The organism is Candidatus Methylomirabilota bacterium, from assembly GCA_035764725.1.
GTDB lineage: Bacteria > Methylomirabilota > Methylomirabilia > Rokubacteriales > CSP1-6 > DASRWT01.
Map to the genome: position 1 here is coordinate 1 of DASTYT010000113.1, position 14638 is coordinate 14638.

Consider the following 14638-nt stretch of genomic DNA (forward strand, 5'->3'; position numbering starts at 1 on the left):
TCATGATCTTGAAGGCCAGCGCGGAGAACGGCGCCTTGGGGTCGGCGTTACGGCTGTCCGGCTCGCCGGTCTCGGGGTTGACCCCCTTCACCGGCGGGATGTCGAGGGGCGACGGCAGGTAGTCGACGACGGCGTCGAGCATCGGCTGCACGCCCTTGTTCTTGAACGACGCGCCTGCGATGACCGGGAAGATCTTCATGTCGATGGTGCCGGCGCGCACGGCGGCGCGGATCTCCTCGGCCGTGATCTTCTCACCCCCGAGGTACTTCTCCATGAGGTGGTCGTCCACCTCGGCGAGGCCCTCGAGCATCTTGTCCCGGTACTCCTTCACCTGCTCCTTCATGTCGGCGGGGACGCCCTCGGTGGTGAACTTCTGGCCAAGGCTCTCGTCGTCCGTCCAGACGTAGGCGATCTCGTCGATGAGGTTGACGACGCCGCGGAAGCCGTCTTCGCGGCCGATGGGGAGCTGGATCGGCACCGCGTGGGCCCCGAGCCGCTCCTTCAGCATCGACAGGCAGCGGAAGTAGTCGGCGCCCACCCGGTCCATCTTGTTGACGTACACGATGCGCGGGACGTGGTACTTGTCGGCCTGCCGCCACACCGTCTCGGTCTGGGGCTCCACTCCTGATACGGCGTCCAGGATGGCGATCGCCCCGTCAAGAACACGGAGAGATCGCTCGACTTCCATGGTGAAATCCACGTGGCCGGGGGTGTCGATGATGTTGATACGGCAGTCCCGCCAGAAGCTGGTGGTCGCGGCGGACGTGATGGTGATACCGCGCTCCTGCTCCTGGACCATCCAGTCCATCGTGGCGGTGCCCTCGTGCACCTCGCCGATCTTGTAGGATCGGCCGGTGTAGTAGAGCACCCGCTCGGTGGTGGTGGTCTTCCCGGCATCGATGTGCGCCATGATGCCGATGTTCCGGGTCTTCTCCAGCGGGTACTGCGTTTCCACGGTACTCTCTCTTCCTTGTCCCGGTGCCGCGTCCGTCTAGACAGAAGCGAAGAGGGGGGTCGAGGTCTCGGCCCCCCTCCGCTTGTTCCGAACGCTACCAGCGGTAATGCGCGAACGCCTTGTTGGCCTCCGCCATCTTGTGAGTGTCCTCTCGCTTCTTGACCGCCGACCCGCGGTTGTTCGCCGCGTCCAGCAGCTCACCCGCGAGCTTCTCCGCCATGCTCTTCTCGGACCGCCGCCGCGCGGAGCCGATCAGCCACCGCATGGACAACGCCACCCGGCGCTCCGGCCGCACCTCGACCGGCACCTGATAGGTGGAGCCGCCGACCCGGCGGGACTTCACCTCGACGGCGGGTTTGCAGTTGTCCACCGCCGACTTGAACAGCTTGAGCGCGTCCTGCTTGGCCCGGTCCTCCATGGCGCCGAGGGCCGAGTACATGATGTGCTCGGCCGTGCTCTTCTTGCCGCCGTACATCATCATGTTGACGAACTTCGCCACGAGCCGGCTCCCGTACTTGGGATCCGGCAGGATCTCCCGATGTGTCGCGCCTGCCCGCCGCATCCTACCCTCCGCCGCCCTTCGGCTGCTTGGCGCCGTACTTCGACCGGCTCTGCTTCCGTCCCGCCACGCCCGCGGTGTCCAGCGAGCCGCGGATGATGTGATACCGGATGCCGGGGAGGTCCTTCACGCGGCCCCCGCGGATGAGCACGATCGAGTGCTCCTGCAGGTTGTGCCCGACTCCGGGGATGTACGAGGTCACTTCCAGCCCGTTGGTGAGCCGGACCCGCGCGACCTTGCGGAGGGCGGAGTTCGGCTTCTTGGGGGTGGTCGTGTAGACGCGGATGCAGACGCCTCGCTTCTGCGGACACGCCTCCATCGCGGGCGTCTTCGACTTCTTCCGCACCGCCTCGCGGCCCTTCCTTACCAGCTGATTGATCGTCGGCATGGCTCTCCGTTACCGGTTATAGCGCCAAAACCCTAACTTTATAACCGAGCAACCCGTCTCTGTCAAGGTTTACGCCACTTTCCACGTTCTCGGGCCCAGGGGGACTATCCCGCCTGAGCGACCTCGTCGGACTCCCCGTCCATCGGGGGCTCCTCCGCGGCCACCGCCACCTCCGCCACCGGCTCGTCGCCGCCCTGGCTCACCACCTCGGCCCGGGTGTAGTTGCTGAGCCCGGTCCCCGCCGGAATGAGGCGGCCGACGATGACGTTCTCCTTCAGCCCCCGCAGATCGTCGGTCTTGCCGCTGATGGCGGCCTCGGTGAGCACGCGGGTGGTCTCCTGGAACGACGCCGCCGAGATGAAGCTGTCGGTGGAGAGCGACGCCTTGGTGATGCCGAGGAGCACCGGCTTGGCGGTGGCCGGCGGCTTGCCCGCGGCCTGGGCCTTGTCGTTCTCCTCCTGGAACACGAACTTGTCGACCAGCTCGCCGACCACGAAGTCGGTGCCGCCGACCTCCTCGATCCGCACCCGCCGCAGCATCTGGCGGACGATGATCTCGATGTGCTTGTCGTTGATGGTGACGCCCTGGAGGCGGTACACCTCCTGAACCTCGTTCACGAGATAGCGCTGCAGCTCCCGGTCGCCCAGCACCGCGAGGTAGTCGTGCGGGTTTGGCGAGCCGTCCATGAGGGCCTCGCCCGCCTTGACCCGGTCGCCCTCGTGCACCGCGATGTGCTTGCCACGCGGGATGAGGTACTCCTTGGTCTCCCCGTCGTCCGCGCGGATGACGATCTTGCGCATGCCCTTCACGAAGCCGGCGAACTCGACGGCGCCGTCGATTTCCGTGATCACCGCCTGCTCCTTGGGCTTGCGGGCCTCGAAGAGCTCGGCGACGCGCGGCAGACCACCGGTGATGTCCTTGGTCTTGGTGGCCTCCCGCGGGATCTTGGCCATGATGTCACCCTGGAAGATCTCCTGCCCGTCGGCGACGAGCAGGTGGGCGCCCACCGGGAGCATGTAACGGCCGCGGGTCTCCCCCAGCGAATCCTGCGGCCCGCTGGCCTCCGCGCCGCTCCGGCTTTCCTTGACGGACACGCGCGGCTGGAGCTTGCCTTCCTGGTCCTCGATGATGACGCGCTGAGAGAGGCCGGTGACCTCGTCGATGACCTCGCGGATGGTCACGCCCTCCACGATGTCGCGCAGCGCGATGGTGCCGCTGAACTCGGTGGGGATCGGCGTGTTGAAATTGTCCCACTCCACGAGCTTCAGGCCGGGCTTGACCCTGGCCCCGTCCTTCATCTTGATGCGCGCGCCCGTGACCACGGGGTAGCGCTCCCGCTCGCGGCCGCGGTCGTCGGCCACGATGATCTCGCCGCTCCGGTTGAGGACGACGATGTCCCCGTCCCGGTTCACGACGGAGCGGATGTTGTGGTGGCGGACGATTCCCGCCGCCTTGGCGATGTGCTCGGAGGCCGCGGCCACCCCGCTCGCCGTTCCGCCGATGTGGAAGGTCCGCATGGTGAGCTGGGTGCCCGGCTCGCCGATGGACTGGGCGGCGATGATGCCCACCGCCTCCCCGAGCTCGGCCAGGCGTCCGGTGCCGAGGTTCCGCCCGTAGCACATGACGCAGATGCCGCGCTTGGTGTCGCAGGTCAGCGCGGAGCGGATGCGGACCCGCTCGAGGCCGGAGTCCTCGATCTTCTGGGCCAGCTCCTCGTTGATCTCGGTCGTCGACTGCACGATGATCTCGCCGGTGAGCGGGTCGCGCACGTCCTCCGCGCTGACCCGGCCGAGGATCCGGTCGCTGAGCGACTGGATGATGTTACCGCCCTCGAACAGCGGCGAGGCCTCAATGTACTTGACGGTGCCGCAGTCGTACTCCGACACGATGACGTCCTGGGACACGTCGACGAGCCGGCGGGTCAGATAGCCGGAGTCGGCGGTCTTCAGCGCGGTGTCGGCCAGGCCCTTCCGCGCGCCGTGGGTCGAGGTGAAGTACTCGAGCACGGTGAGGCCTTCGCGGAAGTTCGAGGTGATGGGCGTCTCGATGACCTCGCCGGACGGCTTGGCCATGAGGCCCCGCATGCCGGCGAGCTGCCGGATCTGCTGCTTGGAGCCCCGGGCGCCCGAGTCCGCCATCATGTAGATGGGGTTGAACTCGCCTTCCTCCGCGCGCGCCTCCATCTCCTTGAAGAGGTCCTCGGCGATCTGCTCGGTCACGTGCGCCCAGATGTCGATGACCTTGTTGTAGCGCTCGCCGTTGGTGATGACGCCGTCCTGGTACTGCTGCTCGACCTCGGCGACCTGGCGCCGGGCGTTCTCGATGATGCGGCCCTTGGACGAGGGCGCGAGCATGTCGCCGATGCCGATGCTGAGACCCGACATCGTCGCGTACCGGAACCCGATGTCCTTGAGGTCGTCGAGGAAGGCCACGGTGGCCTCCTGGCCGAGCCGGTTGTAGCACTGGCTCACCAGGTTCCCGATCTCCCGCTTCTTGAGCTCGCGGTTCTCGAACCGCAAAGGCGCCGGCACCACGTCGTTGAGGAGGGTGCGGCCGACCGTGGTCTCGATGATGCCGCCGTTCCACCGGAGGCGGATCCGGGCCTGGAGGTCCACGTCCTCGCTGTCGTAGGCGATGCGCACCTCTTCCGAGTCCGCGAAGAGGCGGCCCTCACCCTTGGCGCCGGGGCGCTCCTTGGTGAGGTAGTAGATGCCGAACACCATGTCCTGGGTGGGCACCGCCACCGGCGCCCCGTTGGAGGGCGACAGGATGTTGTTGGAGGACAGCATCAGCACCTGCGCCTCCATCTGCGCTTCCATGGAGAGCGGCACGTGCACCGCCATCTGGTCGCCGTCGAAGTCCGCGTTGAAGGCGGTGCAGACGAGCGGGTGGATCTCGATGGCCTTGCCCTCGACGAGGAGGGGCTCGAAGGCCTGGATGCCGAGCCGGTGCAGCGTGGGCGCCCGGTTGAGGAGGATCGGGTGCTCCTTGATGACCTCCTCGAGAATGTCCCACACCTCGGGGCGCTCCTTCTCCACGTACTTCTTGGCCGCCTTGATCGACGAGGCGAGCCCGCGCTCCTCGAGCTTGCGGAGGATGAACGGCTTGAACAGCTCCACCGCCATCTTCTTGGGCAGCCCGCACTGATGGAGCTTGAGGTACGGCCCCACCACGATCACCGAGCGGCCCGAGTAGTCCACGCGCTTGCCGAGCAGGTTCTGGCGGAACCGGCCCTGCTTGCCCTTGAGGGTGTCGGAGAGCGACTTCAGCGGCCGGTTGTTGGGGCCGGTGATGACGCGGCCGCGGCGGCCGTTGTCGAACAGCGCGTCCACCGCCTCCTGGAGCATCCGCTTCTCGTTGCGGATGATGATCTCCGGCGCCTTGAGCTCCATGAGCCGCTTGAGCCGGTTGTTCCGGTTGATGACGCGGCGGTAGAGGTCGTTGAGGTCGGAGGTGGCGAAGCGCCCGCCGTCCAGCGGCACCAGCGGCCGCAGCTCGGGCGGGATGACGGGCAGCACCTCGAGGATCATCCACTCCGGCTGGTTGCCGGACTTGAGGAAGGCTTCGATGACCTTGAGGCGCTTGACGATCTTCTTACGCTTCTGCGCCGAGGTCTCCACGCCCATCTGCGCCCGTAGCTCGCGGGCGAGGGTGTCGAGGTCCATCCCGCGCAGCATCTCGCGGATGGCCTCCGCGCCCATGCCGGCGGAGAAGGCGTCGTGGCCGTGCTCGTCCTGCAGCTTCCGCGCCCGGTCGACCGCGAGGAGGTCGCGCACCTTGAGCCCGGGCACCTTCCCCGGATCGATGACCACGTACTCCTCGAAGTAGAGGATCTTCTCCAGCTCGCGGAGCGACATGTCGAGGAGCTGGCCGATGCGCGAGGGCAGTCCCTTGAAGAACCACACGTGGGACACCGGCGAGGCGAGCTCGATATGCCCCATGCGCTCGCGGCGCACCCGCGCCCGGCGCACCTCCACGCCGCACTTGTCGCACACCACGCCCGCGAACTTCATCCGCTTGTACTTGCCGCACGCGCACTCGTAGTCCTTGGTGGGGCCGAAGATGCGGGCGCAGAAGAGGCCGTCCCGCTCGGGCTTGAACGTGCGGTAGTTGATGGTCTCGGGCTTCTTCACCTCACCGTGCGACCACTCGCGGATCTTCTGCGGCGACGCCAGCTTGATGCGGATGGCGCCGAACGTCATGGGCTTCGGATGCCGATCGAGGATTCCCCACAGATCCTTGGCGGGCTTGTCCTCACGCACCAGGCTGCCGAAAGGCCGGTCCGTCAGCATTCGTTGACTCTCCCTTAATTGGCCTGCGAAGGCTTCTTGGCGTCCTTGGGGATCAGCTCCACGTCGAGGGCCAGGCTCTGCAGCTCCTTCACGAGCACGTTGAACGACTCCGGCGTGCCCGGCTCGAGGAAGTTCTCGCCCTTGACGATGGCTTCATAGATCCGGTTGCGGCCCTCCACGTCGTCCGACTTCACCGTGAGCATCTCCTGCAGCGTGTGGGCTGCCCCGTAGGCTTCGAGCGCCCAGACTTCCATCTCGCCGAACCGCTGGCCGCCGAACTGCGCCTTACCGCCCAGCGGCTGCTGGGTGACCAGCGAGTACGGCCCGATGGAGCGGGCGTGCATCTTGTCGTCGACCAGGTGGGCCAGCTTGAGCATGTAGATCTGGCCCACCGTCACTTCCTGGTGGAATGGCTTGCCGGTGCGACCGTCGTTGAGGATGGTCTTGCCGGAGTTCGGCAGGCCCGCCTCCGCGAGGTGCCCCTTGATCTCGTCCTCGGTGGCCCCGTCGAACACCGGGCTCGCCACCCACATGCCGAGGGCCCGGGCGGCCCACCCGAGGTGGGTCTCCAGGATCTGCCCCACGTTCATCCGGGACGGCACGCCGAGGGGGTTCAGCACGATCTCGACCGGCGTCCCGTCGGGCAGGTACGGCATGTCCTCCTCGGGGAGCACGCGCGAGACCACGCCCTTGTTGCCGTGGCGGCCCGCCATCTTGTCGCCCACCGAGAGCTTGCGCTTCACGGCCACGTACACCTTGACCATCTTGATGACGCCGGGCGGCAGGTCGTCCCCGCGGCGCAGCCGGCCCACGCGCTCCTCGAGCATGCGCTCGAAGACCGCGATATCCTCGTCCGCCGCCTCTTCGATCCGCCGGATCGTCGCGGCGAGGCCTTCGTCCTCCTTGATGCGGATCTTCTTGAGCTCCGCCCAGGAGAAGTTGTCCAGCTCCGGGCGATCGATGCGGTCGCCCTTCTTGCCGAGCCGCTCCTTGTTGATGGGGTCGACGAGGTCGATCACCAGCGTCTTGCCCACCAGGAGATTCTTGAGCTTCTGGTCGCGCTCGAGCTCGACGGTGGAGACCTCCTCCTGGTAGTCCTTCTCCAGGCCGGCGATCTCCTCGTCCTCGATGGACTTCGCGCGATCGTCCTTGTCGATGCCCCGGCGCGAGAACACCTTGACGTCCACCACCGTGCCCTCGATGCCGGGCGGCACGGTGAGCGAGGTGTCGCGCACGTCGCCCGCCTTCTCGCCGAAGATCGCTCGGAGCAGCTTCTCTTCGGGAGTGAGCTGGGTCTCGCCCTTCGGGGTGATCTTGCCGACGAGGATGTCCCCCGCCTTGACCTTGGCCCCGATCCGCACGATGCCGGACTCGTCGAGGTCCTTCAGCGCCTCCTCGGAGACGTTGGGGATGTCCCGGGTGACCTCTTCCTTGCCCAGCTTGGTGTCGCGCGCCTGGACCTCGAACTCCTCGATGTGGATCGAGGTGTAGCGGTCGTCCTTGACCAGCCGCTCCGACACCAGGATCGCGTCCTCGAAGTTGTACCCGCCCCACGGCATGAAAGCGACGAGCACGTTGCGTCCCAGTGCCAGCTCGCCCTGCTCGGTGCCCGGCCCGTCCGCGATGACGTCGCCGGCCTGGATGCGGTCGCCCTTCCTCACGATGGGCTTCTGGTTGATGCACGTGTTCTGGTTCGAGCGCCGGTACTTGGTCAGCTTGTAGATGTCCAGCGGCAGATCGGCCACCGGGTCGGTCTTCTTCGACCGGCTCTCCACCCGGACCAGGATGCGGTTGGCGGAGACGTACTCCACCACGCCGGGCCGCTTGGCCACGATCACCGCGCCCGAGTCGCGGGCCACGATGTGCTCCATGCCCGTGCCCACCAGGGGCGCCTCCGGCTGCAGGAGGGGCACCGCCTGGCGCTGCATGTTCGAGCCCATGAGGGCCCGGTTGGCATCGTCGTTCTCGAGAAACGGCACCATCGCCGCCGCCACCGACACCAGCTGCTTGGGCGACACGTCGATGTAGTGGAGCTCCTCCGGGGGCACCATCCGGTAGTCGCCGCCCTTCCGGGCCGACACCCGCTCGCTCACGAAGCGGTTCTTGGCGTCGAGCTCCGCCGTCGCTTGTGCGATGACGTACTTCTCCTCCTCGTGGGCGGTGAGGTACTGCTCCTTCTCGTCCGTCACCACCCCGTTCATCACCCGCCGGTAGGGCGTCTCGATGAAGCCGAACTCGTTGATGCGGGCGTAGGTCGAGAGCGACGAGATCAGGCCGATGTTCGGGCCTTCCGGTGTCTCGATGGGACAGATGCGGCCGTAGTGCGTGGGATGGACGTCGCGGACCTCGAATCCCGCGCGCTCGCGGCTGAGACCTCGCGGACCGAGGGCGGACAGCCGCCGCTTGTGGGTGAGCTCGGCGAGCGGGTTCGTCTGGTCCATGAACTGCGACAGCTGCGAGGACCCGAAGAACTCCTTCACCACCGCCGAGACCGGCTTGGCATTGATGAGGTCGTGAGGCATGAGGTTGGCGATGTCCGAGATGGACATGCGCTCCTTCACCGCCCGCTCCATGCGGGTGAGACCCACCCGGAACTGGTTCTCCAGGAGCTCGCCGACCGAGCGCACCCGGCGGTTGCCGAGGTGGTCGATGTCGTCGGTGGGCTTGCTCCCCAGCTTCACCTGGAGGAGGTAGCGGACCACCGCGCGGATGTCGTCGGTGCGCAGGGTCTTGATATTGAGGTCGGCGTTCGTCTCCAGCTTCTTGTTGATCATGAAGCGGCCGACCCGCGCGAGGTCGTAGCGCCGCGGATCCATGAACATCCCGCGGAAGAGGGCCCGGGCGGAGTCCACCGTGGGCGGATCACCGGGACGGAGCCGCCGGTAGATCTCCACCAGGGCCTCGTCGGGATCCTTGGAGTGATCGCGGGCGAGCGTCTCGTAGATGGAGGCGTCCACCTTGCCCGGGGTCACCACCAGGAGCTTGAACGGCGCGATCTTCCGGGCGGCGATCTGGCTCAGCAGGGTCGAGGTCAGCTCGGCGTTGGCCTCCACCAGCACCTCGCCGGTCTCCGAGTCCACCACGCGGCTCGCCGTGCGGCGGCCCACCAGCGACTCCGCCCGCACCGGGATCCTGTCCACGCCCGACTCCTTGAGCAGCTCGATCGTCTTCGCGTTGAGCGTCTTGCCCGCCTGGACAAGGGCTTCCTTGGCCCGCGGGGGCTTGATGTCCTCCGCCGCCTTGATGCCCGCGTGGGCCTCCGCGCTCAACCGCACCCACGCCATGCGGTCCTCGAAGGAGAGCACCTCCTCGAGGTCGTAGAACATGGCCAGGATCTCCTCGTCGCTCAGGATGTCCTGGGGCTTGCGGCAGCCGCGCTCGAGGAACCAGAACGCGCGCAGGTACGCGGTGGCCGACATCTTCCGCCGGCGGTCCACCCGCACGTGGAGGAGGTCGTTGGCGTCGAACTCGAACTCCACCCAGGACCCGCGGTAGGGGATGACGCGGGCGGAGTGCAGGAGCTTGCCGGACGCGACGGTCTTGCCCTTGTCGTCGTCGAAGAACACGCCGGCGGAGCGCTGGAGCTGCGACACCACCACACGCTCGGTGCCGTTGATGATGAACGTGCCCTTCTCGGTCATCAGCGGCAGCTCGCCCAGGTATACCTCCTGGCCGCGCTGCTCCCGCATGGTGCGCGTCTTCGCCTCCTTGTCGTGGTCATAGACCACGAGGCGGAGCGTCACCTTGAGCGGGATGGCGAAGGTCATGCCACGGTCGTGGCACTCCTCCACCGTGTACTTGGGATCCCCGAAGTGGTAGCTATCGAACTCCAGCTCGGCGTTCCCGTTGTAGTCGGCGATCGGGAAGACGGACTTGAACACCGCCTGCAGCCCGACTTCCTCGCGGCGCTCGGGCGCCACGTCCTTCTGAAGGAACTGCTCGTACGACTGCCGCTGGATCTCGATGAGGTTCGGGATCTTGACGGTCGACGGAATCTTCCCGAAGTCCTTGCGGGACCGGCGCCCGCACTGGATCGTGCCTGCCATACTCCCTCCGCGCTATGAAGTGCGTAGCTCGAACGTCAATGAGCTCGTGCTTCCGTGCGGAGGTTTCACTTGACCTCGACGGTGGCCCCGACCTCCTCGAGCTTCTTCTTCATGTCGGCCGCCTCCGCCTTGGCAACCTTCTCCTTTACCGGCTTGGGAGCGCCGTCCACGAGGTCCTTGGCCTCCTTGAGCCCGAGCCCGGTCAGCTCGCGCACCACCTTGATGACCTGGATCTTCTTGTCGCCCGCCGCGTTCAGGACCACGTCGAACTCCGTCTTCTCCTCGGCTGCGGCCGCGCCAGGCGCCGCCGCGCCACCCGCCGCCGGGGCGGCCACCGCTACCGCCGCCGCCGACACGCCCCACTTCTCCTGCAAGAGCTTCGAGAGCTGGGCCGCCTCGAGCAGCGTGAGTCCGTCCAGCTTCTCGGCAATCTCTTCGATGTTCGTCGCCATGTGTCCTCGGCCTCCGTTGATGCTGCTGTTGATTGTTCTGATAGGGAGCCGCGCTACTCCGCGGCGCCCTGCTTGCTCCTGGCTTCGAGCACGCGAACGAGCTCACCCTGCACCGCGGTGAGCAGCGTGACGATCTTCCCCATGGGGCCCTGCACTGCGCCCACGATCTGGGCGCGCAGGGCGTCCTTCGACGGCAGATCCGCGAGCGACTTGAGCGCCGCCGGCTCCAGGACCTTGCCCTCGACGATCCCCACCTTGATGGTGAGGGCGGGGTTGTTCCTCAGGAAGGCCTGCAGCGCCTTCGCCACCGGCACCGGATCCTTCTTGGTGTAGGCGACGCCGGTCGGCCCGGTGAGGTGCTTCCCCAGCCCGTCGAGCGGAGAGTCCTTGATCGCGATGCGCGCCAGCCGGTTCTTCACGACCTTGTACTCGGCGGCGGCGCCCTTGAGCTGCTTGCGCAGGTCGGAGAGCTGGCGCACGGTCAGGCCCCGGTACTCGGTGAGCACCGCGGTGTGCACCCCGTTGAACCGCTCCTTCAGCTCCTGGACGCTTTCCGTCTTCTCGGCGTTCGCCACGTTCCGCTCCTTATACCGGCTTCTTGAACAGCGTCGCCACACGCTGCACGTCGACCTTGATGCCCGGGCTCATCGTGGACGAGACCGTGATGGACCGGAGGTACTGGCCCTTGGCCGCGGCAGGCTTGGCGCGGACAATGGCCTCGAGCAGGGCGAGCGCGTTGGCGGAGATCTGCTCCTTCGAGAAGGAGCGCTTCCCAACCGGCACGTGCACGTTGCCGGCCTTGTCCACGCGGAACTCGACCTTGCCCGCCTTGGCCTCGCGCACCGCGCGCCCGATGTCGAAGGTCACGGTGCCGAGCTTCGGGTTCGGCATGAGCCCGCGTGGGCCCAGCACCTTGCCGAGCCGGCCCACCTGGCCCATGAGATCGGGGGTGGCGATGGTGGAGTCGAACTCGAGCCAGCCGCCCTGCACCCGCTCCACGAGATCCTCGGCGCCGACCACGTCCGCGCCCGCCTCGCGCGCCTCGCGCTCCTTCTCGCCCTTGGCGAACACCGCCACCCGCACCGACTTGCCGATGCCGTGCGGCAGCACCACCGCACCGCGCACCATCTGGTCGGCATGCTTGGGATCGACACCCAGGCGCAGCGACAGGTCCACCGTCTCGTCGAACTTGGCGCGCGGGAGCTTGCCGAGGACGTCCATGGCCTCCTCGACGCCCAGCTCCTTCACGCCGTCGTACAGCGCGCTCGCCGCCTTCTGGCGCTTCGTCAGTGCCGGCATGTCAAACCACCTCGATGCCCATGCTGCGGGCGGTGCCTTCGACGGTGCGCATGGCCGACTCGATGGAGTCGGTGTTGAGGTCCACCAGCTTGGTCTGGGCGATTTCCCGGACCTGCGCCTTGGTGACCTTGCCGATCTTGTCCTTGTGCGGAACCGCAGAGGCCTTCGCGATCCCCGCCGCCCGCTTCAGGAGCACCGCCGCCGGGGGCGTCTTCACGACGAACGTGAACGAGCGATCCTGGTATATCGTCACCACCACCGGGAGGATCAGCCCCTCCTGGCTGTTCGTCTGCGCGTTGAAGCCCTTGCAGAACTCCATGATGTTGACCCCGTGCTGACCGAGCGCGGGTCCCACCGGCGGCGAGGGGTTGGCCTTCCCCGCCGGGATCTGGAGCTTCACCATCGCCTGAACCTTCTTCGCCATGTCAGAGCCTTTCGACCTGGTAGTACTCGAGCTCCACGGGCGTCATGCGCCCGAAGATGGCCACCATGACCTTGAGCTTCCCGCGCTCCGGGTTGAGATCGTCGATGGAGCCCTGGAAGTTCACGAACGGCCCCTCGATGACACGCACCTTGTCGCCCTTCTGGAACGTCGACTTGAGCTTCGGCTTCTCCGCGCCCTCCTCCATCTGGCGGAGGATCCCGTCGACCTCGTCGGCGGGCAGGGGCACCGGCTTGGCCCCCGAGCCCACGAACCCCGTCACCTTCGGCGTCGAGCGCACGAGGTGCCAGGTGTCGTCGGTGAGCTCCATCTCCACGAGGAGGTAGCCGGGGAAGAACTTCTGCTCGATCTCGATCTTCTTGCTCTTCCGGATCTCCCGCACCTTCTCCGTCGGCACCACGACGCGACCGATCATCTCGGACAGGCCGAAGATCTTGGCGCGCGACTCGATCGCCTGCGCCACCTTGTTCTCGAATCCCGAGTAGGTGTGCACGACGAACCACTGCTTAGGCTTGGTCGTGGTCTCGGACTCACTCATTTCAGGATCTTCTCCACGATGCGCGAGAGCCCGATGTCCACGGCGCCCAGGAAGAAGGCCAGCACGAACACCACCACCACCACGACCACGGTGGAATTCGCCACGTCGGCGCGGCTCGGCCACGTGACCCGCCGGAACTCCGCCGCCACCTCGCGGAAAAATTGCTGAACCCGCCTCAGGAACTCCATGTCCTCTCTTCTCGTCTTCGCTCGCGCTTCAAAACTGGCAGGCGTGGAGGGATTCGAACCCCCATCCCCTGGATTTGGAGTCCAGTGCTCTAGCCGTTAGAGCTACACGCCTCCGAGTCGTTTCGCTCCCTACTTCGATTCCTTGTGCGCCACGTGCTTCCGGCACCACTTGCAAAACTTCTTGATCTCCATTCGGTCGGGATGCGTCCGCCGGTTCTTGGTCGTGGAATAGTTGCGCCGCTGACAGCTCGTGCAGGCGAGGGAGATGATGTCGCGCATGACCTACTCGACGATCTCCGCCACCACGCCCGCCCCCACCGTCCGGCCCCCCTCCCGAATCGCGAACCGCAGCTCCTTCTCCATCGCCACCGGCTGGATCAACTCGATCGCCAACGTCACGTTGTCCCCCGGCATCACCATCTCCACCCCCTGCGGCAGCGTGCACACCCCCGTCACGTCCGTCGTCCGGAAGTAGAACTGCGGCCGGTACCCGTTGAAGAACGGCGTGTGCCGCCCCCCCTCGTCCTTCCCCAGCACGTACACCTCCGCCTTGAACTTCTTATAGGGCTTGATGGACGCAGGCTTGGCCAGCACTTGCCCCCGCTCGACTTCATCCTTGTCGATGCCGCGGAGCAACGCGCCAATGTTATCGCCCGCCTGCCCCTCATCCAGGAGCTTCCGGAACATCTCCACCCCCGTCACCACCGACTTCTTCGTCTCCGCCTGCATCCCCACGATCTCCACCTCTTCCCCCACCTTCACCACCCCACGCTCCACCCGCCCCGTCACCACCGTCCCCCGCCCCGTGATCGTGAAGATGTCCTCGATCGGCATCAAAAACGGTTTGTCCACCGGCCGCGGCGGCGTCGGTATATAGCTGTCCACCGCCTCCATCAGCTCCCAAATGCACTTGGCCGCCGTCGCGTCCTCCGGCTTCTCCATCGCCCCCAGCGCCGACCCCCGGATCACCGGGATCTCGTCCCCCGGAAACTGGTACTTCTTCAGCAGCTCCCGCACCTCCAGCTCCACCAGGTCCAAAATCTCCGGATCGTCCACCATGTCCACCTTGTTCATGAACACCACCAGGCTCGGCACGTTCACCTGCCGCGCCAGCAGCACGTGCTCCCGCGTCTGCGGCATCGGCCCGTCGTTCGCCGCCACCACGAGGATCGCCCCATCCATCTGCGCCGCCCCCGTGATCATGTTCTTGATGTAGTCCGCGTGCCCCGGACAATCGATGTGCGCGTAGTGCCGCTTCGCCGTCTCGTACTCCACGTGCGACACCGCAATCGTGATCCCCCGCTCCCGCTCTTCCGGCGCATTGTCGATCGTCCCGTAGTCCCGCACCGCCACCCCACTGAACTTCGTGTGCAGCACCTTCGTGATCGCCGCCGTCAACGTCGTCTTCCCATGATCAATGTGCCCAATCGTCCCCACGTTCACGTGCGGCTTCGACCGATCAAACTTCGCCTTGGCCAT

13 protein-coding genes and 1 tRNA gene are annotated in these 14638 nt (G+C 66.5%); all 14 read right to left on the reverse strand.

Annotation, left to right across the window (positions count from 1 at the left end):
• Window positions 1-955: GTP-binding protein (locus tag VFX14_18295; protein ID HEU5191641.1), on the reverse strand; the 955-nt coding region annotated here is incomplete at its 3' end.
• Between the two features lie 94 nt (window positions 956-1049).
• Window positions 1050-1517, reverse strand: coding sequence for a 30S ribosomal protein S7 (gene rpsG / locus VFX14_18300; GenBank protein HEU5191642.1), 468 nt, complete (start codon window positions 1515-1517; stop codon window positions 1050-1052).
• Between the two features lies 1 nt (window position 1518).
• Entirely contained in the window at window positions 1519-1902 is a 384-nt protein-coding gene (gene rpsL / locus VFX14_18305) for a 30S ribosomal protein S12 (protein ID HEU5191643.1), read from the reverse strand.
• 104 nt (window positions 1903-2006) lie between these two features.
• On the reverse strand, window positions 2007-6104 hold the full coding sequence (gene rpoC / locus VFX14_18310; protein HEU5191644.1) for a DNA-directed RNA polymerase subunit beta': 4098 nt from the start codon (window positions 6102-6104) through the stop codon (window positions 2007-2009).
• Between the two features lie 104 nt (window positions 6105-6208).
• The gene (rpoB, locus tag VFX14_18315; protein HEU5191645.1) at window positions 6209-10240 is read right to left on the reverse strand and encodes a DNA-directed RNA polymerase subunit beta; all 4032 of its coding nucleotides are present in this window, start codon (window positions 10238-10240) and stop codon (window positions 6209-6211) included.
• A gap of 65 nt (window positions 10241-10305) precedes the next feature.
• Complete coding sequence (rplL, locus tag VFX14_18320; protein ID HEU5191646.1) at window positions 10306-10692, reverse strand: 50S ribosomal protein L7/L12; 387 nt, start codon at window positions 10690-10692, stop codon at window positions 10306-10308.
• A gap of 53 nt (window positions 10693-10745) precedes the next feature.
• The gene (gene rplJ, locus VFX14_18325) at window positions 10746-11267 is read right to left on the reverse strand and encodes a 50S ribosomal protein L10 (protein HEU5191647.1); all 522 of its coding nucleotides are present in this window, start codon (window positions 11265-11267) and stop codon (window positions 10746-10748) included.
• Window positions 11268-11277: 10 nt separating this feature from the next.
• Complete coding sequence (gene rplA, locus VFX14_18330) at window positions 11278-11991, reverse strand: 50S ribosomal protein L1 (protein ID HEU5191648.1); 714 nt, start codon at window positions 11989-11991, stop codon at window positions 11278-11280.
• Window position 11992: 1 nt separating this feature from the next.
• A complete protein-coding gene (rplK, locus tag VFX14_18335) occupies window positions 11993-12415 on the reverse strand; it encodes a 50S ribosomal protein L11 (GenBank protein HEU5191649.1) in 423 nt (140 codons plus the stop codon).
• Window position 12416: 1 nt separating this feature from the next.
• Window positions 12417-12971 (reverse strand): transcription termination/antitermination protein NusG, encoded by a 555-nt coding sequence (gene nusG, locus VFX14_18340; protein HEU5191650.1) that lies wholly within the window; start codon window positions 12969-12971, stop codon window positions 12417-12419.
• Entirely contained in the window at window positions 12968-13159 is a 192-nt protein-coding gene (secE, locus tag VFX14_18345) for a preprotein translocase subunit SecE (GenBank protein ID HEU5191651.1), read from the reverse strand. Before secE ends, nusG begins: the two co-directional genes overlap by 4 nt.
• Before the next feature lie 35 nt (window positions 13160-13194).
• Window positions 13195-13271: transfer RNA gene (locus VFX14_18350), tRNA-Trp, on the reverse strand.
• A 17-nt stretch (window positions 13272-13288) separates the two neighbouring features.
• Window positions 13289-13438: a 50S ribosomal protein L33 gene (gene rpmG, locus VFX14_18355; protein HEU5191652.1), complete on the reverse strand. Its 150-nt coding sequence runs from the start codon at window positions 13436-13438 to the stop codon at window positions 13289-13291.
• Window positions 13439-13441: 3 nt separating this feature from the next.
• The coding region (gene tuf / locus VFX14_18360) for an elongation factor Tu (protein ID HEU5191653.1) at window positions 13442-14638 on the reverse strand (1197 nt) is incomplete at its 5' end.

Coding starts and splice junctions, on each gene's coding strand:
- rplA (HEU5191648.1), bottom strand. CDS start 11,991: ATGCCGGCACTGACGAAGCGCCAGAAGGCGGCGAGCGCGCTGTACGAC.
- rpsL (HEU5191643.1), bottom strand. CDS start 1,902: ATGCCGACGATCAATCAGCTGGTAAGGAAGGGCCGCGAGGCGGTGCGG.
- rpoB (HEU5191645.1), bottom strand. CDS start 10,240: ATGGCAGGCACGATCCAGTGCGGGCGCCGGTCCCGCAAGGACTTCGGG.
- rpmG (HEU5191652.1), bottom strand. CDS start 13,438: ATGCGCGACATCATCTCCCTCGCCTGCACGAGCTGTCAGCGGCGCAAC.
- rpoC (HEU5191644.1), bottom strand. CDS start 6,104: ATGACGTTCGGCGCCATCCGCATCAAGCTGGCGTCGCCGCAGAAGATC.
- rplK (HEU5191649.1), bottom strand. CDS start 12,415: ATGGCGAAGAAGGTTCAGGCGATGGTGAAGCTCCAGATCCCGGCGGGG.
- rplL (HEU5191646.1), bottom strand. CDS start 10,692: ATGGCGACGAACATCGAAGAGATTGCCGAGAAGCTGGACGGACTCACG.
- secE (HEU5191651.1), bottom strand. CDS start 13,159: ATGGAGTTCCTGAGGCGGGTTCAGCAATTTTTCCGCGAGGTGGCGGCG.
- nusG (HEU5191650.1), bottom strand. CDS start 12,971: ATGAGTGAGTCCGAGACCACGACCAAGCCTAAGCAGTGGTTCGTCGTG.
- rpsG (HEU5191642.1), bottom strand. CDS start 1,517: ATGCGGCGGGCAGGCGCGACACATCGGGAGATCCTGCCGGATCCCAAG.